Source organism: Leifsonia sp. PARNA 1/14 (assembly GCF_055720965.1).
The window spans coordinates 301,602-325,158 of sequence record NZ_JBVQSP010000003.1; the positions used below are offsets into that span (position 1 = coordinate 301,602).

Consider the following 23,557-nt stretch of genomic DNA (forward strand, 5'->3'; position numbering starts at 1 on the left):
CGAGGCCGCCGTGGCCGTCCGCAAGTCCGGAGGATGCGGCGAGGCCGCCGTGGCCGTCCGCAAGTCCGGAGGATGCGGCGAGGCCGCCGTGGCCGTCCGCAAGTCCGGAGGATGCGGCGCGACGCGCGCGAACTTCCGGAGTTACGGGGCGCCACGCCACGGCCGCGGCCGCGGCTCCGGAGTTGCGCGCAGCCCGCATCAGTAGCTCGCGGCCTCCGGGCCGGCCGTCGTCCCGATGAACCGATCGGCCAGGGCCTCCGAGGCGCGCGCCAACAAGGTCACGTCGGAGCCCACCAGCAGGTAGGCCGCACCCGCCTCCGCATAGCGGTCGGCGGTCGCCGGGTCGAACGCGTTGACGCCGACCGGTGTGCCCACATCGCGCCCCGCCCGGATAACACTCTCCACGGCCGCAACGACATCCGGGTGGTTCTGCTGCCCGAGCAGACCCAGGGAGGCCGCCAGGTCGGCCGGGCCGACCAGCAGCGCGTCGACACCCTCCACCGCGGCGATCTCGCCCGCCACGGCGAGCGCCTCCGCCGTCTCGATCTGCACGGTCAGCGACACCAGCTCGTGAGCCCGGGCCAGGTAGTCCGGGATGCGGCTCCAGCGCGACGACCGGGCCAGCGCGCTGCCGACGCCGCGCACGCCGAGCGGTGGATAGCGCACGGCGCGCACCATCGCCTCCGCCTGCTCGACGCTGTCGACCATCGGCACGAGGACGTTCTGCGCCCCGAGGTCGAGCAGCTGCTTGAGAACGACGGCGTCGCCGATGGGCGCCCGCACGATCGGCGTCACCGGGTAGGCGGCGACCGCCTGCAGCTGGGCGAGGATCGACTCCAGCCCGACCGGCGAGTGCTCGCCGTCGACGAGCAGGACGTCCAGGCCGCTGCCCGCGCAGATCTCGGCCACGAGCGGGCTGCCGCCGCACGACCACATCCCGTAGAGCGTGCGGTCGGCCTCCCGGAGGCGGTCGGCGAACGTGGGCGTCGGCTCTAGTCGAATCGGCATGTCACAGCTCCCAGCGTTCCATAGTCGGCGTGGATGGTGTCGCCGCGCTCGACCCACATCGGGCGCGTGAAGGAGCCGGCGAGCACGATGTCGCCGGCCTCCAGCCGGGTGCCGTGCTGCGCGAGCTTGTTCGCGAGCCAGGCGACGCCGGCGGCAGGATGGTCGAGCACGGCCGCTGCTACGCCGGACTCCTCGATGGTCTCGTTGCGGTAGAGCAGGGCGCCGACCCAGCGCAGGTCGACCGCGTCGACCGCGACCGGGCGACCGCCGACGACCATGCCGCCCATCGCCGCGTTATCGGAGATGGTGTCGACGATGGTGCGGCCCTGCAGCTCGATCCGCGACGACAGGATCTCGAGCGCTGGCACCACGTATTTCGTGGCGTCTAGCACGTCGAACAGGGTCACGTCGGGGCCAGCGAGCGGCCGCGCGAGCACGAACGCCAGCTCGACCTCGATGCGGACGTTCGAGTACTGATCGAAGGGGATGACCGAGCCGGTCTCGTAGACCATGTCGGCGAAGATCGCGCCGTAGTCGGGCTCGGTGATGCCGGTCGCCTGCTGCATGACCTTGGAGGTCAGGCCGATCTTGCGACCGACGAGCCGGCGGCCGGCTGCGAGGCCGCGTTCGACCCAGACGCGCTGCACGGCGTAGGAGTCCTCCACCGTCATGCCGGGGTGGCGGGCGGTCAGCAGCGGGACGGTCGTGCGGTCCCGCTCGGCGGTCGCGAGCTCGTCTGCGATGGCCTGGATGGTCCGGCTGTCGAGCACCGATGGCTCCCTTCGACGTCGTAAGGGCAGGAGCCGATCGCCCCCGTGAGGATCGTATATCATCCCGTACATCGTGGCTAGCCCGACGATCTCGCGAGACGGCGCATTCTCCGCCGTCTCGCGAGGCATGCACTTTTCGAGGATTTCTCCATTCCCCGTCCTGGGTGGTTGCGGTGACGTCGCTGTGCCGTCAGACTGTGTGCGCTCGGCACGGTGTCACCGCTGGCCCAGCGTCCTGTACCCGTTGAAAGGAATCCGATGAGCGACACCACCCCGTACCAGCAGTCCTCCTCGCCATCCGGCGACTACCCGGGCAAGACCCTCGGCATCGTGGGCCTGATCCTGGCCATCATCCTCCCGCTGATCGGCCTGATCATCAGCATCGTGGCCTCCAGCCAGTCGAAGAAGGCCGGCTACTCGAACGGCATCGCGAAGGCCGGGATCATCGTGGGCGCCATCCTCGTCGCGCTCGGCATCATCGTCTCGATCATCTACGGCGTCGCCCTCGGCGCGGCGCTGTCGAACGTCAACGGCTGAGACCTTGACCGCTCGATCGGCCGCTTTCGCAGGGGCGAGGCGGCCGATCGGCGCGTCCGGCGTCACGCGGTCGAAGGTTCGACGTCGAAGGCGGACGATGACGCGCAGGCTCGCGACGGTGGCAGCCGCCGCCGCACTTCTTCTCGTGGCGACCGGATGCGCGGCGACCCCGCACACGCCGCTCCTCGTACATACGGCCTCACCCACGTCGGCTCCTCCCGAGGCGCCGAGCGCTGCGCAGGTGTTCGCGGACCCGCGCGATCGCATCGGCGAGAGCTGCGCGGTGCTCGCGACAGTGAACACCTCCCTCGAGAACGCGTTCATCGAGCGCCAGCAGGGGTCGCTCACCGACGCACAGTTCGCAGCGATCGTGAATACCACGCCGACCTCCCTGAAGGCGCTGAAGATGCTCGTCAGCCACGGGCTCGAGTCGCAGGTCGGAGCGCTGCTGACAGACACCTCCGTGACACCTCCCGCCGTCGCCGGCGCGACCTTCGATCCGCACGCCGATCCGTTCCACGCCGACATGCTTCAGGCCGTCGCCGCGTGCGACCAGAACGGGACGCCGATGGGCGTGCTGGTTCAGAGCGGCGGGTGACGCGATGGAACGCTCACGCGGACGACGGCGTCCCCGTTCGCGCGGCGGGGTCCGCGTCAGTGCTCGCAGGCGCACGCCGCCCCGCCGCCGCAGCACGCCGCGCCGGCGGTTCCAGCGGCGCCGTCGGGCAGGTCGAGCGCCGGGTTGCGGTCGAGGAACCCGTACGGCTTGAGCGCGAAGCCCGAGTAGTCGACGGGCATGACCGGCCAGTCCTCCGGGCGTGGGATGTGCGTCGGGCCGAAGACGTGCCAGAGCACGATGTTCTCGTCGACGAGCGAGCGGTCGGCGGCGGTCCAGGCCGGCAGCCCGGCCCCTCCCGCATGGGCGTTCGGGTAGTCGCCGGCCGGGAAGCGCTCCGCCGGGTCGAACCGCGTCGCCCACAGGTGCCTGGTCGCGAACGTCGCGCGCCCGAACACACTCGAGTCCGGCTGAGCCATCAAGGTCGCACCGGCCTGCGGGATCAGATGGAACGCCGTCGGCTTGCCCACCGCGTTCCTGCGTGACGAGCTCGTGACCTCCCACACCCGGGAGGCCGCCGGATTCGCCAGCCGCCCGGCCTCCGACTCGCGCTCGATCGGGGTCGTCGTCCAGGTGAACGCGTTGCCGTACGGGTTGTCCGGCCCGGTCGGGATGCCGACGACATCGACCTCGGACAGCGAGTTGCGGTCGCCGTCGATCGCGACGTCGAGCCGCGCGCAGAACAGGTGCTGGTGCACCGGTGCGAACAGGCCCGGCGCGATCTCGGTCGCGTGCGGGTCGCTGCTGCCCGGGATGCCGGCGCCGGCGAAGACGATGCCGGTCGCCTTGGCCTCCACCTGGATCGTGCCGTCGAGGGAGAAGTACCAGAAGAAGCCGTAGTCGTAGTTGCCGATCGTCGAGAAGTACGAGACCACCAGGCGCCGCGACCGTCGCACCTCGGCGTTGCCGGCGAGGTCGGTGTGCTTCCAGAGCACGCCGTAGTCCTCCTCGTGCATGCAGACGACCTGCGGGATGGTGACCGGGTTGCCGTGGTCGTCGGCGACGACGCCGTCGAAGTAGTGGATGACGCCGAGGCAGTCGCAGCCGAGCGCCAGTGTGTTGGCGTTCTTGCCGAGCAGGTACTCGCCGGCGTCGAAGTAGCTGATCCAGAACCGGGTGGAGGTGGTGTCGCCGTACGGCACGACCATCTCGGGCACCGACGCGCGGTAGAGCACCGAGCGGTCCTCATCACCGTCGCGGAACGTGACCTGGTTCAGCACTAGCCCCTCGCGCGCGTTGAAGCCGACCCGGAACTTCCAGTTCTCCCACTCGACAGCCTGGCCGTCGACGCGGAAGCTCGGGCCCTCCGGCTGGGTGATCTCGATGGGCTTGAGGGAGGTGCGGGCCGGCCCGATCGCGGCAGCCCCGTAGTTGCCATCGAGGTCGGGAACCGGCACGTCGCCGTCGTCCTCGACCCGGATGACCTCGCCGCGGGTCAGGTCGATGTGGACGATGAGCCCCTCGACCGGGTGCGACCAGGGCGAGTCGTCCTCGCTGCTGCGCAGGAAGGTCAGACTGCGGATCGCGCGCCGGCCGACCTCGTCCGCGCGGTTGAAGTGGCCGGGCGCGAGCGGCGCGCAGAACGCGAGCCCGATGCGGTCTTCGAGCCCGCGCCGCCGCATCGCAGCCTGCCACTCGGGCGACGCCTTCGCGATCTCCTCCGCACGGGCGTACTCCTCGAACAGGTACTGCGGCTGCCCGTACGGCGCCTCCGCGGTGTTCAGCTCGCGGTGGTCGACGACCTCGTTCGTCGACACGGAGACGATCGCTTCCGCCGACCGGCCGGTCGCGGTGTCGAGCATCACGAACAGGAGGCGGCGCTCGATGCGGTCGCCCTCCCGGAAGCCGGCGACGACCTCCCGATCGGGCTCGACCGGCAGCACGTTGGGGAACCGTGTCGTCGCCGTGAGCAGGCCCGCGGCCTGCAGGATCGCGCGCCCCGCGGTGATCTCGTCGGCCGTGAGCGCGTCGAGCGGGTGGGTGACGGCGACCGGGCTGGTGGTCGTGGAGGTGTGGGCGTGGGCGGACATGCGACCAGTATCCGACGAGTCGATGCCCGGTTCGGCGGCTGGGGGCCGACCGTACCGATCCAGTCAAGCGCCGTGCGCCGTCGGCACACCCCAGCGCGGAGATTCGTCACGAATGTCGCGATTCGTCACGAATGTCGTGATCGCGGGCAGCGCTCAGCCGAGCGCCGCGGCGCGCGCCTCCGACGGGGACTCGCCGTACGTGGCCTTGAAGACGCGGCTGAAGTGGGCAGCGTCGACGAAGCCCCAGCGCGTCGCGATGGTGGCGACCGAGCGGGTGGCCGCGATCGGGTCCATCAGCTCGCGGCGGCAGCGCTCCAGGCGCCGCGACCGGATCCACGCCGACACGGTGGTGCCCTGCTCCTGGAACAGCCCCTGCAGGTGGCGCGTGGAGATGAAGTGCTCGGCGGCGATCCGGGTCGGCCCGAGATCCACCGACGAGAGGTTGACCTCGATGTACTCGCGGATGCGCTGCATCAGCGCGTGATGCGGGTCGGCGAGCTCGGTGGCCGTGCCGAGCTGGTCGGCGAACAGCGTCGTCGTCAGGTCGAGCGCGCTGTGGGCGAGCCGGGCGCCGGTCCCGCCGGAGAGCTGGTCGAGGTTCGCGACGAGCTGCCCCAGGAACGGGACGACGATGCCGCCCACCCCGGCGCTCCCGTCGAACCGCACGGCGGTGAGCTGCGACACCAACTCGGGAGGCAGCCCGATCAGGTGCTTCGGGAACATGACCACCATGGTGCGGAAGTCGTCGTCGAACACGAGCGTGTACGGCCGGTGGGTGTCGTAGACGGCGAGGTCGCCGGGCCGCAGCACGGCCTCCCGCCCCTCCTGGATGAGGATGCCGGTGCCCGACAGCATGAGGCTGAGCTTGAAGTAGTCGCGGTCGGCGCGCGCGATGAGCTCGGGCGTGCGCTCGACGACGTGCTGGGACGCGCTCACCTCCGACACGTGGATCGCGTCGGCCTCCGCAGAGCGGATCCGCCCGAAGAACGGCTCCGGCCGGTCGCTGGTCACCTGCAGGGGCACGAACGACTCGGACACGGCGGTGCGGAAGGCGCTGAAGTCCAGCACGGGAGCGGACTCGCTCGGCCGCAGAAGCTCGGGAAGCACGATCGACCTCAATCTGGACCGGGACGACTTTGTATACGATCCGTGATGAGGATGGTAGCACCGTCCGTGCACCCTCCGTCATCCGCCCTGCACCTACGGACAACCTCCCCGCACCCAGCCGAGCGAGACTGAACGGACCACCATCCCCATCGGACCATCCCCATCGGAGGAGACCCATCATGACCGATGTCCGTGACCTGCTCGACCGCGTCAGCTTGCCGGAGGGCGAGGGACGCCCCATCCATGACCCGGCGACCGGTGAGGTCATCGGCAACGCTCCGGAGGCGGCCGTCGACGAGCTCGATGCGGCCATCGCCCGGGCGCGCGCGGCGCAGCCCGCATGGGAGGCCCTCGGGCACGAGGCGCGGTCGGCCGCCCTCAACGCAGCGGCTGACGCCGTCGACGCGCGGGCCGAGGAGCTCGCGCGGCTGCTGTCCCGCGAGCAGGGCAAGCCGCTGAACGGTCCGAACGCGCGCTTCGAGATCGGCGCCTGCGCGGCATGGCTGCGCACCAACGCCGCACTGCAGCTGGAGTCGGAGGTCCTGATCGACGACGGCGAGACGCACGCAGAGCTGACCTACCGCGCCGCCGGCGTGGTCGGCGCGATCGGCCCGTGGAACTGGCCCCTCATGATCGCGGTCTGGCAGCTCGCGCCCGCCCTGCGGATGGGCAACACGGTGGTCGTCAAGCCGTCCGAGTACACCCCGCTGAGCGTGCTCGCCCTCATCGACGTGCTGAACGAGGCGCTGCCCTCCGATGTGCTGATCGGCGTCTCCGGCGGCCGCGATGTCGGCGCCCGGCTGGCCTCCCACCCCGACATCGACAAGGTGATGTTCACCGGATCGACCGCGACCGGCAAGAAGATCATCGAGAGCTCGGCGGGCAATCTCGCCCGCCTCACCCTCGAGCTCGGCGGCAACGACGCCGGCATCATCCTGCCCGGCACCGACGCGAAGGCGATCGCGCAGGATCTGTTCTGGGGCGCGTTCATCAACACCGGTCAGACCTGCGCCGCACTCAAGCGCCTCTACGTGCACGACTCGGTGTACGACGAGGTCGTGGAGGCCCTGGCCGAGGTCGCCCGCTCCACCCCGATGGGCAACGGCCTCGACGAGGACAACGTTCTCGGGCCGCTGCAGAACAAGCAGCAGTTCGACATCGTGAACCGCCTGGTGGAGGACGCCAAGGCGCACGGCGGCCGGATCGTCACTGGCGGCTCCCCCGCCACCGAGCTGGGCGACCTGTTCTACCCGATCACCCTGGTCGCCGACGTGTCCGACGGCCTCGCGCTCGTCGACGAGGAGCAGTTCGGCCCCGCCCTCCCGATCATCCGCTACACCGACGTGGAGGACGCGATCGCCAGCGCGAACCGCCTCGACGTCGGGCTGGGCGGCTCGGTCTGGGGACCGGACCGAGCCGAGGCCCTCGCGGTGGCCAACCGCATTCAGTCGGGCACCGTCTGGATCAACTCCCACGGCGGAGTGCACCCGATGATCCCGTTCGGCGGCGTCAAGGGCTCCGGCTACGGCGTCGAGTTCGGTGTCGAAGGCCTCAAGGCGGTCTCGGTGCACCGCGTCATCAACGGTTGAGGCCGACGTGCGCCCCCAGCCGACGACCGCCGACCACGCCGAGGACGTCGCGCGTCGAGCGCTGAGCGACTTCGGGCTCCCGCGGGAGGCCGGCCTCCACTTCGTCGACCGCCGCGAGAACGTGGTCTTCCGCGTCACCACCGACGCGGGCGACTGGGCGCTGAAAGTGCATCGCCCCGGCTACCACACCGACAGCGAGATCGAGTCGGAGTCGGCCTTCCTCCAGTCGCTGGCCGGCGCCGGAGTGGGCGTCGCGCGACCGCTGCGGCGCGGCGACGGCACGCACGTCGCCCACGTGGCGGACCTGACCGGCGCGACCCTCCAGGTGTCGATGCAGGAGTGGCTGCCCGCCGCGACGCCGCTCGGCTCGTCGCCCGGCACGTTCACCGGGTGCGCTCGCCCGGCGCACGGCGACCTCCGCGAGCTGGGCCGCACGATCGCGCTCCTGCACGACTGCGCCGAGCGCTCGGGCGCGCCCGCCGGTTACGACCGGCACGCGTGGGACGCCGCCGGTCTCTGCGGACCCGACGCACTCTGGGGACGCGCCCACGACCTCCCTGCGCTCTCGGCCGACCAGCGCGAGACGCTGGCGCGGGTGGAGGCCGCACTCGCGCACGACCTGGCCGCCCTCGACCGCACGGCCGCGAGCTACGGCCCCATCCACGCCGACCTCACGCTCGAGAACGTCCTCGTCTCGGAAGGCCGGATCGTCGTGATCGACTTCGACGACTGCGGGGAGGGATGGTACCTGTTCGACCTGGCGACGGCGTGCTTCTTCCTCACCGGGCACCCGCACGGCGATGAACTCGTGGCCGCGGTGCTCGACGGCTACCGCTCGCAACGTCCGCTTGCCCGGCGCGACGCGGAGGCGTGGGTATCGCTCCTGCTCGCTCGGGCCCTCTCGTACCTCGCGTGGTCGGTCGAGCGACCCGACGAGGAGGCCACGCGCTTCCACCTCGAGCACCTCCTCCCCCACATCCTCCGCGCCTCCTCCCTCTACCTCGCCACCGGTCGCACCGGGTGGCCCGAACTCGTCGCCGGCTGACGACCTCCCCGAACCCCGACCCGATTCCGACCGTCTGGAAGCAGCTTCATGACCGACCTCCTGACCCGCCGTTACGACACCCTCGGCCCTTACAGCCCGCTGTTCTACGACCGTCCCCTCGAGTTCGTGCACGCCGAGGGCGTGTGGCTCACCGACGTGAACGGCGACCGCTACCTGGACAGCTACAACAACGTCCCGCACGTGGGCCACGCGCATCCGCGGGTCGTGGCCGCGATCGCGGAGCAAGCGGCGACGCTCAACATCCACACCCGCTATCTGAACAACCGCGTCGTGGATTACGCCGAGCGGCTGCTGGCGACGTTCGACGACGCCATCGACCGCATCGTCTTCACGAACAGCGGCTCGGAGTCCAACGACCTGGCGTTCCGGATCGCGACGCAGCACTCGGGGGCGTCAGGCATCCTGATCTCCGACTTCAGCTATCACGGTCACACGCAGGCGCTCGCCCGCGTGACGACCGGCCTGCGCGCCCACGAGGGTCTCGGACCGCACGTGCGCACGCTGCGCATCCCCGACCTCGACGGCCAGGATCGCGGACTCTCCGCGGACGCCGCGCTGGAGGCCGCGCTCCGGGAGGTCGACGAGGCGATCGCCTCCCTGCAGGCGGACGGGTTCGACGTCGCCGCCGTGCTGTTCGACTCGCTGTTCTCGACCGAGGGCCTCAACCGGGTGCCGTCCGGCTATGTCAGCGGGCTCGCCGCCCGAGTGCGCCGGGCCGGCGGTCTGGTGATCGCCGACGAAGTGCAGTCCGGCTTCGGGCGCACCGGCCGCAGCTTCTGGGGCCACCGCAACCATGGAATCGTGCCCGACCTGGTGACGATGGGCAAGCCGATGGGCAACGGTCATCCGCTCGGCGGCGTCGCACTCCCGGCCGCGCTGCTCGACGAGTTCGGCCCGCGGAACATGTACTTCAACACCTTCGGCGGCAATCCCGTCTCGGCGGCAGCCGGGCTGGCGGTGCTCGACGTGCTGCGCGATGAGGGGCTGGTCGAACGCGCACAGGCCAACGGGCACGTGATCCGGGAGGCGCTGGCCGCGCTCGGGTCCGAGCACCCGTGGATCGGCGTGCCCAAGGGCGACGGGCTCTTCTTCGGCGTGGAGGTCTACGACCGCCCGGCCGCGTCGGCGGACGCGCTGCCCGACCCGGCACGCACCAAGGCCGTCGTGGAGGCCATGCGCGCCCGCCAGGTGCTGATCAGCCGCATCGGCCGCCACGACAGCGTCCTCAAGATGCGCCCGCCCCTGGCGATCGACGCTCCCGAGGTCGACCTCCTGCTCGCCGCGTTCGCCGACGCGCTTGCCGACGCCGAGGGGCACGTAAACGCCCCTATTTCCGCGTTTTAGGGGCGTCTACGTGCCCCTCGGCGTCGCTGCGCCGAGACGGGCGACGGCTCAGGCGGTGACGGCCTTGCGTCCGCTGCCCGCCGACTCGACGTCGACCTTGCGCGGCTTCGCGCGCTCGGCGATGGGGATGAGGACGCTGAGCACGCCGTTGTCGTAGCTCGCGCTGATCGCGTCGGTGTCGACGTCGTCGCCGATCGTGAATTGCCGGAGGTAACTGCCGAACGGTCGCTCCTGGAGGAGCCAGCGGCTGTTCGAGTGGTCCCCCGCCGACCGTTGGGCGCGGATGCTCAACAGGTGTCCGTCGAGGTCGATGTCGATGGATCCCGGGTCGATGCCCGGAAGGTCCGCGTTGAGCAGGTACTTGTCGCCCTCACGCGACAGGTCCACCGGCATCATGCGCGGCTGGCGGCTGGTGTCGAAGACGCTCTGCGCGATCCTGTCCAGCTGGCTGAAAGGATCGAACGACATGGCCATGGGTGTGATCTCCCTTCACGGTTTGGAATGGCTGCGGCATCGTGGGTTGTGTGCGGTGCGGGCGCACCGCATATCGCTGTGAGCGCGTCGGCGCCGGGCGGATAACGGGCCACCGCACGGATCCGCGCGTCGGGCCCTCTCTGCACCGCCGGGGTGAGCGTCTCGGACAGGTCGTCGGGCAACGCCGTTCCCGGCCCCGAGTATCCGGTGCGCGTGGGAGTCTCCAAGCCGATGCGCGCGACCAGAGCGGCGAACTCGGCCTCCAGCAGCTCCGCGTCGGAACAGATCAGGTCTGCGAACCCTGCCGTCGTCGTCTCGGTCGCCGCCTGCATCTCGGAGCCTCCCGTTCCGCTATCCGAAGGAGATTACCTACAGCGTTTGATATAGATTTAATACACCCGCAGCTTGACAATATTTCCCATTAACAGGAAACTCTAAGGATGACGGACAGGCCAGGGGATGTGCCCCTCTACAGCATCGCGGTCGCTGCGGAACTCGCAGACCTGCCGGCGGCGACGCTGCGCCTGTACGAGGAGAAGGGTCTGGTCACACCCGCGCGCACGCACGGAGGCACGCGGCGCTACAGCGACGACGACATCGCCGCCGTCCGTGAAGTGGCGGCGCTCCAAGGGGACGGCATCAATCTCGCCGGCATCGGCCGCGTGCTCGAGCTGCGGGCCGAGAACGCCGAACTCCGCCGCCGCCTCGACGGCTGACGGCGACGGCTGACACCCAGTAGGCCCAGCCGGACCGATCGAAGGGCACGTAAACGCCCCTAATGCGGCGGTTTAGGGGCGTTTACGTGCCCTTCGGCGGCCCCCACAGCCACCGGGAGGACGTGCAGGACCGCGCTACAGCTCAGGCGCGTTCTGCTCCTCGGTGCCGTGGCCGATCTGCGCGTAGACCTTCGGGTTGCGGGCCTTGAGCACGTAGCCCCACACGATCCCGATCACGCCGGAGAGGATCACGATAGCCGGGAGGAGGAACGTGGTCGCCGACGGCGGCGCGGTCGGGTCGCTGGTCAGCAGCGTGTTGAAATACACGACGATCAGGATGAAGACCGTCAGCAGCCCGACGCCCGAGACCACCGGAGCGACGATCCGCTGCCAGACGCCGAGACCGTGCTGCGAGCGGCGGAAGAAGCCGATGACCGCGAACGAGACGATCGCCATCAGCAGCACCAGGCCGAGCGCGCCAGTGTTCGTCAGCCACGAGAACAGCGTGAGCACGGGGAACAGGATCGCCGGGGCGCCCTTCGGCGGCACCCAGCCGACGCTGGCCAGAGCGAACGCCGCGATCACGATCAGCGCGAGGATCGTCTGGGTCAGCGAGCCGGCCCACGGGGCCCGACTGTGCTTGCGCACGCGCGCCAGCCACGACGGGAGCACGCCCTCCCGCCCGAGCGAGAAGAAGTAGCGGGCGACGGCGTTGTGGAAGCTGACCAGCGACGCGAACAGGCTCGTGATGAAGAGCACCTGCGCGATGTCGCTGATGAGCACGCCGACGTTCGACTCGAGGAACGAGAAGATCAGGTTCGGGCCCTGCTCGGTGGAGTCCTTGATCACGTTGCCCGGGCCGGAGGCGACCGTCATCGCCCAGGACGACAGCGCGTAGAAGAGGGCGATGACGCCGACGGCCGTGTAGGTGGCGCGCGCGACCGTTCGCTTCGGGTCCTTGGCCTCCTCGCCGTAGATCGCGGCGCCCTCGAAGCCCATGAAGGCCGCGATGCCGAACGCGAACACCGCGCCGATGCCGGGCACGAAGAGGGCGGAGGGGCTGAGCGCCTGGGCGCTGACTCCCTCCGGTGCGACGACGAACGCCGAGACGTCGTAGACGATGACCACCAGGAACTCCAGCGCGACCAGCACACCGAGCACTTTCGCCGAGAGGTCGACGCGGTTCACGCCGAGGACGCCGACGATCGCGATGCAGACGATGATGGGCAGCCACCACGGCAGATCCCAGCCGAACTTGGTGTTCAGGAGGGAGGCCACCTGATAGCCGAACAGTCCGTACACGCCGATCTGCATCGCGTTGTACGACACGAGCGCGACGATCGAGACGCCTACGCCGAGCGGGCGGCCGATGCCCTGCGACACGTAGGAGTAGAACGCGCCGGCATTCGTGACGTAGCGGCTCATCGCGGCGTAGCCGACCGCGAAGATCGCGAGCACGGCGCCCAGCAGGAGGAACGACAGCGGCACGCCGAGCACGCCGGTGACGGCGAACGTCGTCGTGACGCCGCCGGCCAGAACCGTCAGGGGCGCGGACGCCGCCACGATCATGAACGTGACGGCGGGCACGCCGAGCCGGCGGTGGGCGGCGGGCTGGGGAACGGCGCTGACAGCGGTGTCAGAGGTTGAGGTCACGGGGGTTCTCCTCGATGGGACGCGCTCACGGGATGCGCGATTGAACACGATCCAATCGCGCGCGAGCCCCCTGCGCTTGCCCGCCGGTGCACGGCGGTTGACCACAGCGGAACAGTCCCGCTGGCGTGCGGCGACGTGCGGCCTATCGTGAGAGGCGGAAAGGAGTGCGGATGGCACGCATCACGGTTCTCGGAGGCACCGGCTACGCCGGAGGGGCGATCGTCGCGGAGGCGGCACGGAGGGGGCATCAAGTCACGTCCGTGAGCCGCGCGGCCGCGGCGACCGAAGTGGAGGGTGTCGACTACGTGATCGGCTCGGTGCTCGACCCCGCGATCCTCGACCGGGTCGTCCCCGGCGCAGACGTGGTCATCAGCGCGCTCTCACCGCGCGGCGACATGGCCGGCGAGGTGGAGGGCGTCCTCCAGGAGCTCGCCCGCCGCGTCGACGGCACCCCGACGCGCATCGCGCACGTGGGCGGCGCCTCCTCGCTCCTGGTCGAGCCGGGCGGCCCCACCCTGTGGGACGTGACCGTCGACAAGCTTCCGGCCGAGGTGAAGCCCGAGATCCAGACCGGGATGCACATCCTCGACGACCTGCGGGCGACGCCCGAGTCGGTCGACTGGTTCTTCGTCAGCCCTCCGGAGCGGTTCGGCGCCTGGGCGCCCGTGCCGACGAACGGCCGGTACCGCCTCGGCGGCGACGTGCTGCTGCGCGACGAGGAGGGCGAGTCGACGATCTCGGCCGCCGACCTGGCCGTCGCGATCGTCGACGAGATCGAGCATCCTGCCCACCATCGAGCGCGGTTCACTGCCATTAGGGAGCGCTGAGCGCCGTGGCACGATGGGCGACATGACCTCGCCGCAGACGCTCGATGACACCGATCGGCGCGCGGTCGCGGGGTGGGCGGCCGACTGCGCCGAGCACGTCCTCGGCCTGTTCGAGGCGGAGGCGCCCGGCGACCTCCGGCCACGCGAGGCGATCGAGCGGGCCCGTGCCTACTCCCGTGGCGAGCTCGACGCGGGCGGCGAGATAAAGCGACGGTTCGTCGCGGGCCGGGCAGCCTCCGCGGCGACGACGCAGACCGGCGTGTCGGCCGCTCGCGCCGCGGCGCAGGCGGCGGCTGTCGCACACGTCGGCTCCCATGCGCTGGGGGCGGCCGCCTACGCCGCGCGGGCCGCGGCGCTGGCCTCCCCCGACGATCCGCAGGCGCTCGACGACGAGGTGCGCTGGCAGCTCGGCCGGATGACCGATGATGTCCGCACCGCCCTCCGCCGCCTGCCGCGCCTGGGCGAAGATCGCTCCGGTCCGCTGGGGCCGGGCATGCTCGCCTCCGGGATGCTCGGGAAGGCGATCCGGCGCATCCAGGAGGCTCTCGGCACGACGGCGTGACGACGCGCCTCGGCGGTCAGCGCAGCGCGCGCACGATGCGTTCGGCGGCAGCGGTCAGCGTCGCCGCGATCGCACCGACCTCGTACTCGTGTGTGATGTACACCACGGCGAGCGATGACGGCGTGCCGTCCAGCGCCCGCAGGGGCACGGCGACCGACGACAGCCCCGGGATGATCTCGTCGCTGCTGACCTCGTACGCCCGCGGCGGGTGCGCCACCGGGTCGAGCTGCGAACGGATGGCACGGCCTGGCGCCCCCCGGTCGATCGAGTGCCGGCTGCCCGGTCGCTGCGCCACTGTCGCGTCGACGCCGCGCGGCTCCGCGGTGGAGAGCGTCACCGCGGCCTCCCCGTCGAACGCGACCACGAACGCCGTCATGCCGAGGCCGTCCGCCAGTTCGGCGAGCACGGGCGCCGCCGCGATGTGGAGGGCGCGCTCCACGTTGCGGGCGAGCGCCACCAGCCGAACCCCGAGCTCCAGCTCGCCGGAGGGCGTGCGGATCACGAAGCCGTGGGATTCGAGCGTACGGACCAGCCGATAGACCATCGAGCGGTGGAGGCCCAGCCGGGCCGACAGGTCCGCGACGGTGAGCGGCGTCGGCGACTCGCCGATCAGGGCGAGGACGGTCAGGCCGCGCGCCAGGGTCTGCGAGCCTCCGTCGGTGCCGGCCACGGAGACCACGCCGCCGCCGTTCGTGTGGGCCATACCGACCTCCCTGTTGCCGTGCTACAGGCGACGGGTTAGCCTTGTAGCGATTATTAGATCGACGTTTCAACTATAGAGACACTGCTCTCGGGACACAACGGTCGTCATTCGAGGAGGAATGAGCGTGCAGATCCACTACCGCGGCTACGAGTCCGGTGATCCCCGCGTCAAGCCGGCCGCCGGGCACGGCGTGGAGCGCCCGCGCGAGCTGCCGGACGAGATGGACGTGCTCATCGTCGGAACCGGGCCGGCCGCCGCGGTCGTCGCCGCGCAGCTCTCTCGCTTCCCCTCCGTCGACGCCCGGGCCATCGAGAAGCGCCCGGGACGGCTGGAGGTCGGCCAGGCCGACGGCATCCAGGCCCGTTCGGTCGAGACCTTCCAGGCGTTCGGCTTCGCCGGCGAGGTCATCGAGGAGGCCTACCGCAACGTCGAGATGTGCTTCTGGAAGCCGGACCCCGCTGATCCGTCGCGCATTGTCCGGGCCTCCCGCGCTCCGGACGACGCGACCGGGATCAGCGAGTTCCCGCACATCTACGTCAATCAGTCGCGCATCCTCGACTACTTCCTCCGCGACGCCGAGCGCGCCCCCGGACGCATCGTCCCCGACTACGGCATCGAGTTCGTCGACTGCGCGATCGATCCCGACGCCGACTACCCGGTCAGCGCGCGCATCCGTTACTGCCACGGCCCGCGCACGGGCGAGGAGCGCACTGTGCGCGCCAAGTATCTGGTCGGCGGCGACGGCGCCCGCAGCAGCGTGCGCAACTCGCTCGGTCACCGGCTCCACGGCGACGCGTCGATGCACGCCTGGGGGGTCATGGACATCCTTGCGAACACCGACTTTCCCGACATCCAGGTCAAGTGCTCGATCCAGTCGCACGACGCCGGCAACATCCTGCTCATCCCGCGCGAGGGCGGCTACCTGGCGCGCATGTACGTCGACCTCGGGGAGGTCGACGAGGCGAACCCCGGCGCGGTGCGCGCGACCCCGATCGAAGACATGATCGCCAAGGCGAACCGCATCCTGCACCCCTACACGCTCGACGTGAAGGCGGTGACCTGGTGGTCGGTCTACGAGGTGGCGCACCGCATCACCGACGGGTTCGACGATGTGCCGGTCGAGCTGACCGGCGAGCGGCACCCGCACGCGTTCATCATGGGTGACGCCTGCCACACCCACTCGGCGAAGGCCGGGCAGGGCATGAACGTCTCCATCCAGGACGGCTTCAACCTGGGCTGGAAGCTCGCGGCCGTGCTGGAGGGCCGGGCCCCCGAGGCGCTGCTGGACACCTACGCCGCCGAGCGCAAGGTGATCGCCCAGAACCTGATCGACTTCGACAAGGAGTGGTCGGGGATGATGGCCAAGCCGGTGGACGACTGGGAGGACCCCTCCGAGCTCGAGCACTGGTACGTGAAGACGATGGAGTTCCCCGCCGGGTTCATGACCCAGTACGAGGAGTCGCTGATCACCCTCGGCGCCGAGCACCAGGAGCTCGCGCCCGGGTTCCCGATCGGCAAGCGCTTCAAGTCGGCGGAGGTCATCCGCCGGGCCGACAACCGGTGGCGGCACCTCGGCCATTTCCATGAGGCAGACGGCCGCTGGCGCGTGTACGTCTTCGCCGATGACGCCGAACCTGCGCTCACCGGCACGCCGACCGCCGACTTCGCGGAGTGGTGGACCACCGACCCGACCTCGCCCCGCGTGCGCTACACACCCGCGGGCGGCGACGACGACGCCGTGTTCGACACCAAGGTGATCTACCAGCAGGACTACACCGAGGTGGAGCCGGCCTCCGTCCCCGGTGGGTTCAAGCCGGCCAAGGTGCCCTACGGCCTCCACGACCTCAACCAGATCTTCTCGGCAGGCCACGGCCGCGACATCCACCGCGACCGCGGCATCGGCCGTGCCGGCGCCATCGTCGTCGTGCGCCCCGACCAGTACGTCGCCGCGGTCCTGCCGCTGAGCGCCCGCGCCGAGCTGAGCGAGTTCTTCGCGCGGCACATGCGCGAACCGCGGCAGCGGCTGGCCGAGGCCGGCCGCGACGATGTGCAGGATGTCGAGATCGGCGAGCGCGTCGAGATCCTCGGGTCGGCCGAGAGCTGATCGTCGAGGCGGTCGCTACAGCATCCCGGTGAGCACGCCGCCGTCGGCGCGGATCGCTGCGCCGTTCGTCGCGGAGGCCAGCGGGCTGGCCAGGTAGGCGACCAGCGTCGCGAGCTCCGCCGGCTCGAGGAACCGTTCGAGAAGAGTGGTGCGGTTCTGCCCGATGATCGCCGCTTTCACCGCGTCGACCGGTGTGGACTGCGCGGCCGCGATCGACTCGACCGTCGCTGCGACGCCGTCCGAGTACGTGGGGCCGCCGAGCACAGTGTTCACTGTCACCGCCGTACCGCGGGTGAGCTTGGCGAGCCCGTTGCCGAGGGCGATCATCCCCGCCTTCGTGACGCCGTAATGGATCATGTCGGCCGGCACGTTCACCCCCGACTCGCTGCTGACGAACACGATGCGGCCCGAGCCGCGCTCGATCATCCCCGGGAGCAGGCGCCGCGCCAGCCGGACGCCGCTCATCAGGTTGACCTCCAGGTAGCGCGCCCACTCGTCGTCGTCGATCGTCGCGAACGCTTCGAGCCCGAACAGTCCGACGTTGTTGACGAGGATGTCGACCTCCCCCAGCTCGTCGAGCAGCCGCCCCACCTGCTCCGCGTCCCCGAAGTCGGCAGCCAGACCGGAATGCTTGGCGCCGGGGTGCGCACGTCGGAGTTTCGCGGCCGCTGCGGCGACTGCGTCGTCGCGGCGGCCGTTCACGATGACGCGCGCGCCTTCCGCGGCGAGCGCCGAGGCCACGGCGTACCCGATCCCCTGCGTCGATCCACTCACGAAGGCGGTCTTCCCGCGCAGCTGCAAATCCATCTCGTCTCCTTCGAGTCACTTGCTCAGGAAAGTGACTGTACGGGTTATCACTTGCCTAGGCAAGTCAGCTAGGCTCGAGACATGACATCGTCGAGCGAGCTCCCCGGGCTGAGCCCGGCCCACCTCGAGGCCTGGGCCTCGGTGGCCACCCTGCTCGAACGTCTACCGGCGGCGCTCGACGCCCAGCTGCAACGCGACAGCGGCGTGACCCACTACGAGCACGGGCTGCTGTACGCGCTCGCCACCGCCCCCGACCGCACGCTGCGGATGAGCACGCTCGCCGGCTACGCGAGCAGTACGCTCTCGCGACTGTCGCGGGCGATCTCGCGGCTGGAGAAGAAAGGCTGGGTGCGCCGGGAGGTCGACCCGACCGACGGCCGCTTCACGCTGGCGGTCCTCACCAAGGAGGGGCACGAGCAGGTGGTGCGGGCCAACCCCGCACATCACGCACTGGTCGAGCAGCTCGTCTTCGAGCCGCTCACCGAGGCACAGGTGCGGCAGCTCGCCGCGATCTGCAGCCGGATCGCGACCGCGATCGATCCGGCGACGCCCGCCTGGGTGCCGCCGGACCGCCTCGGCTGAGCTCTACCCGCCCGGGTTCTCCACAGGCGTCCCCTCGGGATCCGTCCCGTGCTCGGGGTCGACCTCGTCGGGGTCCGGCTGGTCGCCCGGTCGCGCGTCAGCGATCATCGGCTCCACCTCCCGACGCCGTGTCTTCGCCGTCATCCGGGTGCTCAGGATCGGTGCCGGAGCCGTCCGGCACGTCGTCGGGATCGGGCCGTGCTGCGTCGTCTTGTTCCATCGGTCTCTCCTCTGGTCGTCGGTCGCGCGAGCGTACGCTGCGCCACCTCCGGCCGCTAGGGGTGCCGCACCCCCGACAGGTGCGCCGCGATGTCCCGCTCCCACGACTCCAGGTAGGCGGCGTAGCCGTCTGCGAACCGCTGGAGGTCGGCTTCGCTCTCCGGTGCGAGCGCCGTCAGGTCGTAGGCGACCTCCACGAGGGAGGCCTCGCCGTCGGCCTGCAGCCGCACCCTCACCGTCCCGGCGCGGTCTCCCGGGGAGAGACGCGCGTACGAGATCGCCTGCGGACGGTCCCGCGCGGTCACGACCCAGGTCGTGCTGCTGCCGTGGGCCTCGGTCACGAAGACCGTGCCCGGTTCGGTGTCGTCGTCGACCGGGCGCGGGAAGCGCGGCTCCCAGCCGTGCACCCATGCCCGCTCGCCGAGCGGGGTGAACAGCACGAAGGCGTCGGCCGGTGCGAGCGGCACCCGCAGCCTCCCGACGAGCGTCGTCATGCCGTCTCCGTGAGAGTGTGGGCGTCCTCGGCGGTGAGGCGCACGTCGTAGACGGCCTTGAGCTGCTCGATCTTGGCGAGCGTCTCGGTGCCGAAGGGGGCCTCGCCCTCGAACGCGTGCAGCACGATCCCCTCGACCAGTTCGCCGAGGGGCATGTCGAGGTACTCCGCCAGGCCCTTGAGCACCTTCAGCGTGCTCTTCTCGATGCGGAGGCCGGTCTGGACACGTTCTACTGTTACCACGGTACAAATATACCACCGCGGTGCAGAATGTCGATGGTGGATCACTACTGGTAGCATCGCTACCGGTAGTGTTACTATCACCTCGTGCTCATCTCCGAACTCTCCGAACGAACCGGTACCCCGGCCGCCACCATCAAGTACTACGTGCGCGAGAACCTGCTGCCCGCGGGCGATCGTGTGGGCGGCAACCGCACCGAGTACACCGACGAGCACGAGCGCCGACTCAAGCTGATCCGGGCGATGCTGGAGGTCGGCAAGCTCTCGATCGCCGCCGTGCGCACCATCCTCGATGCGCTCGACGAGCCCGGCGCACCCGTGGTCCACGCGTTCGACGTCGCCCAGCAGGCGGTCTCCCGGTCTGCGGTCCCCGACGTCGCCCCGCCGACCGCTCCCGCGCTCGACCGGGTGGACGCGCTCATCGCACGCGCCGGCTGGCACGACTGCGACGACAACATCGGCCGCGGCATCGCCGCCCAGGTGATCGACGCGTTCGACAACGCCGGCTTCGCGCTGCCCGATTCCTACCTCGACAGCTACGCGGCCGCCGCGCGGCTGCAGGCCGAAGCCGACCTCGACACCGTCGGCACCCTCCCCGACCCCGCGCGCATGACCGAACTCGTCGTGGTCGGCACCGTGCTCGGGGACACCCTCGCTCTCGGTCTGCGCCGGATGGCGCAGGCCGTCGTCACGAATGAGAGAAGAATGCCATGAAGTCCGTCTTCGCGTGGCACCGTCCGCTCATGACGGTCGCCGCGCTGATGCTCGTGAGCACCATCGTCTGCCTCGTCGGCCTCCTGGTCGATCCCCGCCAGGTCACCGGCCTGGACGTCTGGGCCAAGCCTCTGAAGTTCTCCATCTCGATCCTGCTCTACAGCGTGACCTGGGCCTGGCTCATCGCGCACCTGCCGCGATGGCGACGCACCGCGCACATCGCCGGGACCATCGTCGCCGTCGCCCTGATCGTGGAGCAGGCCCTCATCCTCGGCGCCGCGGCGGCCGGGACCACCAGCCACTTCAACGTCTCCACCCCGCTCGCCTCCGCCATCTGGAGCACGATGGCGGTGTCGATCACCGTGCTCTACGTCTGCACCTTCCTGACCACGATCGCGGTCTTCTTCCTGCGCCTGCCGACCGCCTCCACGACGTTCGCCGTGCGTGCCGGCGCGGTGATCGCGCTCGTCGGCATGGGCCTCGCCTACCTCATGACCAGCCCGACCTCGCAGCAGCTCGACGACTTCCAGGGCATCGCGGGGGCGCACACCGTCGGCATCCCCGACGGCGGGCCGGGCCTCCCGCTGCTCGGCTGGAGCACGGTCGCCGGCGACCTGCGCATCCCCCACTTCGTCGGGATGCACGCCCTCCAGCTGCTGCCGCTCTTCGCGATCGTGCTCGACTGGGCGGGCAGGCACTGGCGCGCGCTCGCCGACGACCGGGTGCGGCTGCGCCTCGTGATCGTCGCGACGGTCGTCTACGCCGGCACGGTCGCGCTCGTCACGTTCCAGGCGCTCGCCGGGCAGTCGATCGTGCGGCCGGGCGGAGTGTTCCTCTGGGGAGGCTGGGCGCTGGCGATCGGCGGAGTCGTCGCCGCCGCGCTGGTGGTCCTCATCGGGCGGAGGCCGCGCCCGCAGCCCGAGGCCGCGCCCGAACTCGCGCCCGACCCGGTCGGGGCCGGCCGATGACCGCCCGATGGAACGGCCGCGTGACCGCCTACCTCGTCCTCGCTGTCCTCGGCCTGATCGGGACATGGACCTTCAACGTGATCGCCATCGCGACCCACCGCGACTACGTGGGCGACTGGATCGGCAGCGGCCCGGCCGTGCTGTCGCTGACGATCGACGTGCTGGTCCCCGCGATCGCCTCCGTCGTCTTCATGGTGATCGAGTCGCGCCGCATCGGCATGCGCTTCGTGTGGGTGTACATCGTACTGATCCCGCTCGTCGCCCTCGCTTTCGCGCTGCCGTTGTTCCTGGCCATGCGTGAGAGGCGCCTCGCAATTCGGTCGAACGTGTGAAACGACGTGCGAACACCGCACGGCACGGATGTTTCACCGTGTGACGGCCGAAGTGACGGGGGCGGGCGAGCTGTCTATCCTCGACACATCGCACCCGCCGACCCGTGAGAAGGACATCGTGACCCGTCAGCCCAGCCCCACCGCGAAGGACGCCCTGCTCCGGGCCGCCTCCGGGCAGGGCGCGGAGATGTTCGACGACGGTTACGCCCTCCACCCCATCGCACGGCAGGCGGCGATCGCCACGCCCTCGCACTGGGTCGACGCTTTCGTCGTCGCGGCGCACGAAGATGGTCGGATCGAGCTCGCCGAGCTGACCGGGGAGGCCCTCCGCTGCTGGCACTTCGACGACCTGCGGGAGGTGCTCACGGCGGGATCGCCCGTCGCCGTGCACGCGCTCTACGGGGTGCTCGCCGTCGGCGACGAGCTCCTCAACGTCGCGCTCGCTGCGTAAGCCGCCGCACCGCCGAGGGGCACGTAAACGCCCCTCCGCATCCCCTCGGCGATCCCTGCGGCGACCTCAGGCGGTCATCATCGGCTTCATCGACGCCATCATCGCGTCGCAGGCGTCCGCGCAGTTCATGCAGACCTGAGCGCACATCTTCGCCGACATGCTGTCGTCCATCGCCGAGCAGTCGTCCGCGCACGCGCGGCACATCATCGACGTCGCCTGCAGCATCGACATCATCGCGGCCATGTCGCGCTCGTTCATCGGCATCGGGCGCAGCATCATGCGCATCATCGTGTTGCACATCTCGGCACAGCTCATGCACATCGCCGAACCCGACATGCCCTCCATCGACATCATCGAGCCCGCGCACATCGTGCACGCCTGCTCGCAGGCCGAGCACGCCTCGATACATCGCTGCACCATCGCCATGTCCATGCCCGCCATCGGCCCCTGGGCCGACTCGCTCATCATGGACATCATCCGGTTGGTCTCGTCCATCACGCGCACCCACCTCCCGCCGACACGAGAGAGGCAGGTCGCCTCAGACCACCGTGCCGTAACACACGACACGATAGAAGCCTGCGGAGGCGGCCACAAGGCAGAGGCGACGGGTGCAGTGCCCCAGCCGGGCGGCACCACTTTTGGGTGGGACGGCGCGTGCGCGGCTGCAACTATTCTGGGCTCATCGTTCCCATGCGCTGACCCGAAAGGCGCCGGTTGAAATGAACCCCGTCGTCGACCTCTCCCCGGCACAGGCCGCTGCGCGCCCGCGGGCAGTGGGTGCCGCCGGCCTCTCTGCCGCCACGGTCACCGCATTCGTGGACGGCGTCTCGGGTCACAACGATCGCGCCCGGCAGGCGACGCTCGCGCTCGCCCGCGAGCTCGGCCGGCGCCTGGACGCACCGGCCGCAGTGGTGGGCGAGGGATCCGCGTCGGAGGGGCGCAGCCTCGGCTGGCGAGCCGCCCTCCAGCAGTCGCGTCCTGAGCTGGAGGCTCTGAGCGAGCGGGCGACGCGGTCACTCGAGAGCAGCGTGTTCAGCGCCTTCTGCGTGACCCGCAACGCGGCCTCCATCGCCACCCTCCCTGCCGTCGCGCGGGCCTTCCCGAACGCGGCGGTGGTCTGGATGGGCGCCCACCCCTGCCTCCACACCCCCGGCACCACCCGCACGGGCGACCTGAGCGGGATGGCCCTCGCCGGGGCGAGCGGCCTGTGGACCTCCGGTCACGGGGACGACCTCGCGCTGGCGAACGTCGTCCTGCTCGGCGCGCGCGACCTCGACAGGGCCGAGAAGCACGTGATCGCCAACTCCCCCATCCGCAACATCGCCGCCGGTCCGCGGACGCAGGAGGAACTCGCGGCGACCATCGCCGGCCGCGAGGTGTTCGTGCACTTCTCCGCCGACGTGCTGCGGCCCGGCATCGTCCCCACCGACTTCCAGGTCGCCGACGGCCTGACCATCGACACGGTCGTCGAGACGGCCCGCACCCTGGCGGGCGAGCGCGTCGTCGGCCTCCAGATCAGCGAACTGGAGCACGACCCCACCGACCGTTTCAGCACCTCCGCCCAACTGATCGTAGAGATGCTGACACCCCTCCTCCCCCGCGCCTGACGCCCAGACGTGAGTAATCGCGGGATCCGTCCCTCCGG

General features: G+C 70.4%; 28 protein-coding genes. 16 read left to right on the forward strand and 12 right to left on the reverse strand.

Going from position 1 to position 23,557, the window contains the following annotated elements; translation table 11 throughout:
• Positions 1 to 205 (forward strand): hypothetical protein (locus AC0HS0_RS10900; protein WP_472963982.1); only part of this gene is annotated, 205 nt, incomplete at its 5' end.
• On the opposite strand, the gene AC0HS0_RS10905 is transcribed toward AC0HS0_RS10900, so the two are convergent.
• Together AC0HS0_RS10905 and hpaH are read right to left on the reverse strand one after the other, a co-directional pair.
• Positions 199 to 1,008: an HpcH/HpaI aldolase family protein gene (locus tag AC0HS0_RS10905; RefSeq protein ID WP_472963983.1), complete on the reverse strand. Its 810-nt coding sequence runs from the start codon at positions 1,006 to 1,008 to the stop codon at positions 199 to 201. The genes AC0HS0_RS10900 and AC0HS0_RS10905 overlap by 7 nt on opposite strands.
• The gene (gene hpaH, locus AC0HS0_RS10910; protein ID WP_472963984.1) at positions 993 to 1,778 is read right to left on the reverse strand and encodes a 2-oxo-hept-4-ene-1,7-dioate hydratase; all 786 of its coding nucleotides are present in this window, start codon (positions 1,776 to 1,778) and stop codon (positions 993 to 995) included. Before hpaH ends, AC0HS0_RS10905 begins: the two co-directional genes overlap by 16 nt.
• 258 nt (positions 1,779 to 2,036) lie before the next feature.
• Between hpaH and AC0HS0_RS10915 the strand changes: the two genes are divergently transcribed.
• Both AC0HS0_RS10915 and AC0HS0_RS10920 read left to right on the forward strand, forming a co-directional pair.
• Entirely contained in the window at positions 2,037 to 2,315 is a 279-nt protein-coding gene (locus tag AC0HS0_RS10915; RefSeq protein ID WP_472963985.1) for a hypothetical protein, read from the forward strand.
• Positions 2,316 to 2,412: 97 nt separating this feature from the next.
• On the forward strand, positions 2,413 to 2,913 hold the full coding sequence (locus AC0HS0_RS10920; protein ID WP_472963987.1) for a hypothetical protein: 501 nt from the start codon (positions 2,413 to 2,415) through the stop codon (positions 2,911 to 2,913).
• A gap of 56 nt (positions 2,914 to 2,969) precedes the next feature.
• Here the strand turns inward: AC0HS0_RS10920 and AC0HS0_RS10925 are convergent, their stop codons facing one another.
• Positions 2,970 to 4,961 carry a primary-amine oxidase gene (locus tag AC0HS0_RS10925; protein ID WP_472963988.1) on the reverse strand — a complete coding sequence of 664 codons (1,992 nt, stop codon included), beginning with the start codon at positions 4,959 to 4,961 and terminating at the stop codon, positions 2,970 to 2,972.
• Between the two features lie 153 nt (positions 4,962 to 5,114).
• A complete protein-coding gene (locus tag AC0HS0_RS10930) occupies positions 5,115 to 6,068 on the reverse strand; it encodes an AraC-like ligand-binding domain-containing protein (RefSeq protein WP_472963989.1) in 954 nt (317 codons plus the stop codon).
• A gap of 179 nt (positions 6,069 to 6,247) precedes the next feature.
• Here AC0HS0_RS10930 and AC0HS0_RS10935 point away from each other — a divergent pair, with 179 nt between their 5' ends.
• Genes AC0HS0_RS10935 through AC0HS0_RS10945 form a run of 3 tightly spaced genes read left to right on the forward strand, consistent with a single transcriptional unit; the run spans position 6,248 to position 10,067 of the window.
• The gene (locus AC0HS0_RS10935) at positions 6,248 to 7,657 is read left to right on the forward strand and encodes an aldehyde dehydrogenase family protein (protein ID WP_472963990.1); all 1,410 of its coding nucleotides are present in this window, start codon (positions 6,248 to 6,250) and stop codon (positions 7,655 to 7,657) included.
• Between the two features lie 7 nt (positions 7,658 to 7,664).
• Positions 7,665 to 8,702 carry a phosphotransferase enzyme family protein gene (locus AC0HS0_RS10940; RefSeq protein WP_472963991.1) on the forward strand — a complete coding sequence of 346 codons (1,038 nt, stop codon included), beginning with the start codon at positions 7,665 to 7,667 and terminating at the stop codon, positions 8,700 to 8,702.
• Positions 8,703 to 8,750: 48 nt separating this feature from the next.
• On the forward strand, positions 8,751 to 10,067 hold the full coding sequence (locus AC0HS0_RS10945) for an aspartate aminotransferase family protein (RefSeq protein WP_472963993.1): 1,317 nt from the start codon (positions 8,751 to 8,753) through the stop codon (positions 10,065 to 10,067).
• A 48-nt stretch (positions 10,068 to 10,115) separates the two neighbouring features.
• On the opposite strand, the gene AC0HS0_RS10950 is transcribed toward AC0HS0_RS10945, so the two are convergent.
• Complete coding sequence (locus AC0HS0_RS10950; protein ID WP_472963995.1) at positions 10,116 to 10,541, reverse strand: Hsp20/alpha crystallin family protein; 426 nt, start codon at positions 10,539 to 10,541, stop codon at positions 10,116 to 10,118.
• A gap of 440 nt (positions 10,542 to 10,981) precedes the next feature.
• Between AC0HS0_RS10950 and AC0HS0_RS10955 the strand changes: the two genes are divergently transcribed.
• Entirely contained in the window at positions 10,982 to 11,257 is a 276-nt protein-coding gene (locus AC0HS0_RS10955; protein ID WP_472963997.1) for a MerR family transcriptional regulator, read from the forward strand.
• Positions 11,258 to 11,392: 135 nt separating this feature from the next.
• Here the strand turns inward: AC0HS0_RS10955 and AC0HS0_RS10960 are convergent, their stop codons facing one another.
• Entirely contained in the window at positions 11,393 to 12,826 is a 1,434-nt protein-coding gene (locus tag AC0HS0_RS10960; RefSeq protein ID WP_472964182.1) for an APC family permease, read from the reverse strand.
• Between the two features lie 254 nt (positions 12,827 to 13,080).
• Here AC0HS0_RS10960 and AC0HS0_RS10965 point away from each other — a divergent pair, with 254 nt between their 5' ends.
• The gene (locus AC0HS0_RS10965) at positions 13,081 to 13,737 is read left to right on the forward strand and encodes an NAD(P)-dependent oxidoreductase (protein WP_472963999.1); all 657 of its coding nucleotides are present in this window, start codon (positions 13,081 to 13,083) and stop codon (positions 13,735 to 13,737) included.
• Positions 13,738 to 13,759: 22 nt separating this feature from the next.
• Positions 13,760 to 14,299, forward strand: a complete 540-nt coding sequence (locus tag AC0HS0_RS10970; RefSeq protein WP_472964000.1) for a putative immunity protein — start codon at positions 13,760 to 13,762, stop codon at positions 14,297 to 14,299.
• Between the two features lie 16 nt (positions 14,300 to 14,315).
• Here AC0HS0_RS10970 and AC0HS0_RS10975 read toward each other — a convergent pair whose 3' ends face one another.
• A complete protein-coding gene (locus tag AC0HS0_RS10975) occupies positions 14,316 to 15,002 on the reverse strand; it encodes an IclR family transcriptional regulator (RefSeq protein WP_472964001.1) in 687 nt (228 codons plus the stop codon).
• A 124-nt stretch (positions 15,003 to 15,126) separates the two neighbouring features.
• Between AC0HS0_RS10975 and AC0HS0_RS10980 the strand changes: the two genes are divergently transcribed.
• Positions 15,127 to 17,106, forward strand: a complete 1,980-nt coding sequence (locus AC0HS0_RS10980; protein WP_472964183.1) for an FAD-dependent monooxygenase — start codon at positions 15,127 to 15,129, stop codon at positions 17,104 to 17,106.
• 15 nt (positions 17,107 to 17,121) lie between these two features.
• Here the strand turns inward: AC0HS0_RS10980 and AC0HS0_RS10985 are convergent, their stop codons facing one another.
• Positions 17,122 to 17,913, reverse strand: coding sequence for an SDR family NAD(P)-dependent oxidoreductase (locus AC0HS0_RS10985; protein WP_472964003.1), 792 nt, complete (start codon positions 17,911 to 17,913; stop codon positions 17,122 to 17,124).
• An 81-nt stretch (positions 17,914 to 17,994) separates the two neighbouring features.
• Between AC0HS0_RS10985 and AC0HS0_RS10990 the strand changes: the two genes are divergently transcribed.
• Positions 17,995 to 18,495: a MarR family winged helix-turn-helix transcriptional regulator gene (locus AC0HS0_RS10990; RefSeq protein ID WP_472964005.1), complete on the forward strand. Its 501-nt coding sequence runs from the start codon at positions 17,995 to 17,997 to the stop codon at positions 18,493 to 18,495.
• 97 nt (positions 18,496 to 18,592) lie between these two features.
• Here AC0HS0_RS10990 and AC0HS0_RS10995 read toward each other — a convergent pair whose 3' ends face one another.
• The 3 genes from AC0HS0_RS10995 to AC0HS0_RS11005 are packed head-to-tail and all read right to left on the reverse strand — an operon-like array spanning position 18,593 to position 19,450.
• Entirely contained in the window at positions 18,593 to 18,715 is a 123-nt protein-coding gene (locus AC0HS0_RS10995) for a hypothetical protein (protein ID WP_472964007.1), read from the reverse strand.
• Between the two features lie 55 nt (positions 18,716 to 18,770).
• Entirely contained in the window at positions 18,771 to 19,208 is a 438-nt protein-coding gene (locus tag AC0HS0_RS11000; RefSeq protein ID WP_472964008.1) for a hypothetical protein, read from the reverse strand.
• On the reverse strand, positions 19,205 to 19,450 hold the full coding sequence (locus tag AC0HS0_RS11005) for a hypothetical protein (protein WP_472964010.1): 246 nt from the start codon (positions 19,448 to 19,450) through the stop codon (positions 19,205 to 19,207). The genes AC0HS0_RS11000 and AC0HS0_RS11005 overlap by 4 nt, the downstream gene beginning before the upstream one ends.
• A gap of 84 nt (positions 19,451 to 19,534) precedes the next feature.
• Here AC0HS0_RS11005 and AC0HS0_RS11010 point away from each other — a divergent pair, with 84 nt between their 5' ends.
• From AC0HS0_RS11010 to AC0HS0_RS11025, 4 genes are all read left to right on the forward strand, one after another.
• Positions 19,535 to 20,161, forward strand: coding sequence for a MerR family transcriptional regulator (locus AC0HS0_RS11010; RefSeq protein ID WP_472964011.1), 627 nt, complete (start codon positions 19,535 to 19,537; stop codon positions 20,159 to 20,161).
• The gene (locus AC0HS0_RS11015; RefSeq protein ID WP_472964012.1) at positions 20,158 to 21,129 is read left to right on the forward strand and encodes a hypothetical protein; all 972 of its coding nucleotides are present in this window, start codon (positions 20,158 to 20,160) and stop codon (positions 21,127 to 21,129) included. Before AC0HS0_RS11010 ends, AC0HS0_RS11015 begins: the two co-directional genes overlap by 4 nt.
• Positions 21,126 to 21,461 (forward strand): DUF2834 domain-containing protein, encoded by a 336-nt coding sequence (locus AC0HS0_RS11020; RefSeq protein WP_472964014.1) that lies wholly within the window; start codon positions 21,126 to 21,128, stop codon positions 21,459 to 21,461. Before AC0HS0_RS11015 ends, AC0HS0_RS11020 begins: the two co-directional genes overlap by 4 nt.
• Positions 21,462 to 21,579: 118 nt before the next feature.
• A complete protein-coding gene (locus AC0HS0_RS11025) occupies positions 21,580 to 21,912 on the forward strand; it encodes a hypothetical protein (RefSeq protein WP_472964015.1) in 333 nt (110 codons plus the stop codon).
• Positions 21,913 to 21,978: 66 nt separating this feature from the next.
• Here AC0HS0_RS11025 and AC0HS0_RS11030 read toward each other — a convergent pair whose 3' ends face one another.
• Complete coding sequence (locus AC0HS0_RS11030; RefSeq protein WP_472964184.1) at positions 21,979 to 22,407, reverse strand: four-helix bundle copper-binding protein; 429 nt, start codon at positions 22,405 to 22,407, stop codon at positions 21,979 to 21,981.
• Between the two features lie 224 nt (positions 22,408 to 22,631).
• On the opposite strand from AC0HS0_RS11030, the gene AC0HS0_RS11035 reads away from it, so the two are divergent.
• On the forward strand, positions 22,632 to 23,519 hold the full coding sequence (locus tag AC0HS0_RS11035; protein ID WP_472964017.1) for an arginase family protein: 888 nt from the start codon (positions 22,632 to 22,634) through the stop codon (positions 23,517 to 23,519).
• Positions 23,520 to 23,557: the final 38 nt, after the last annotated feature.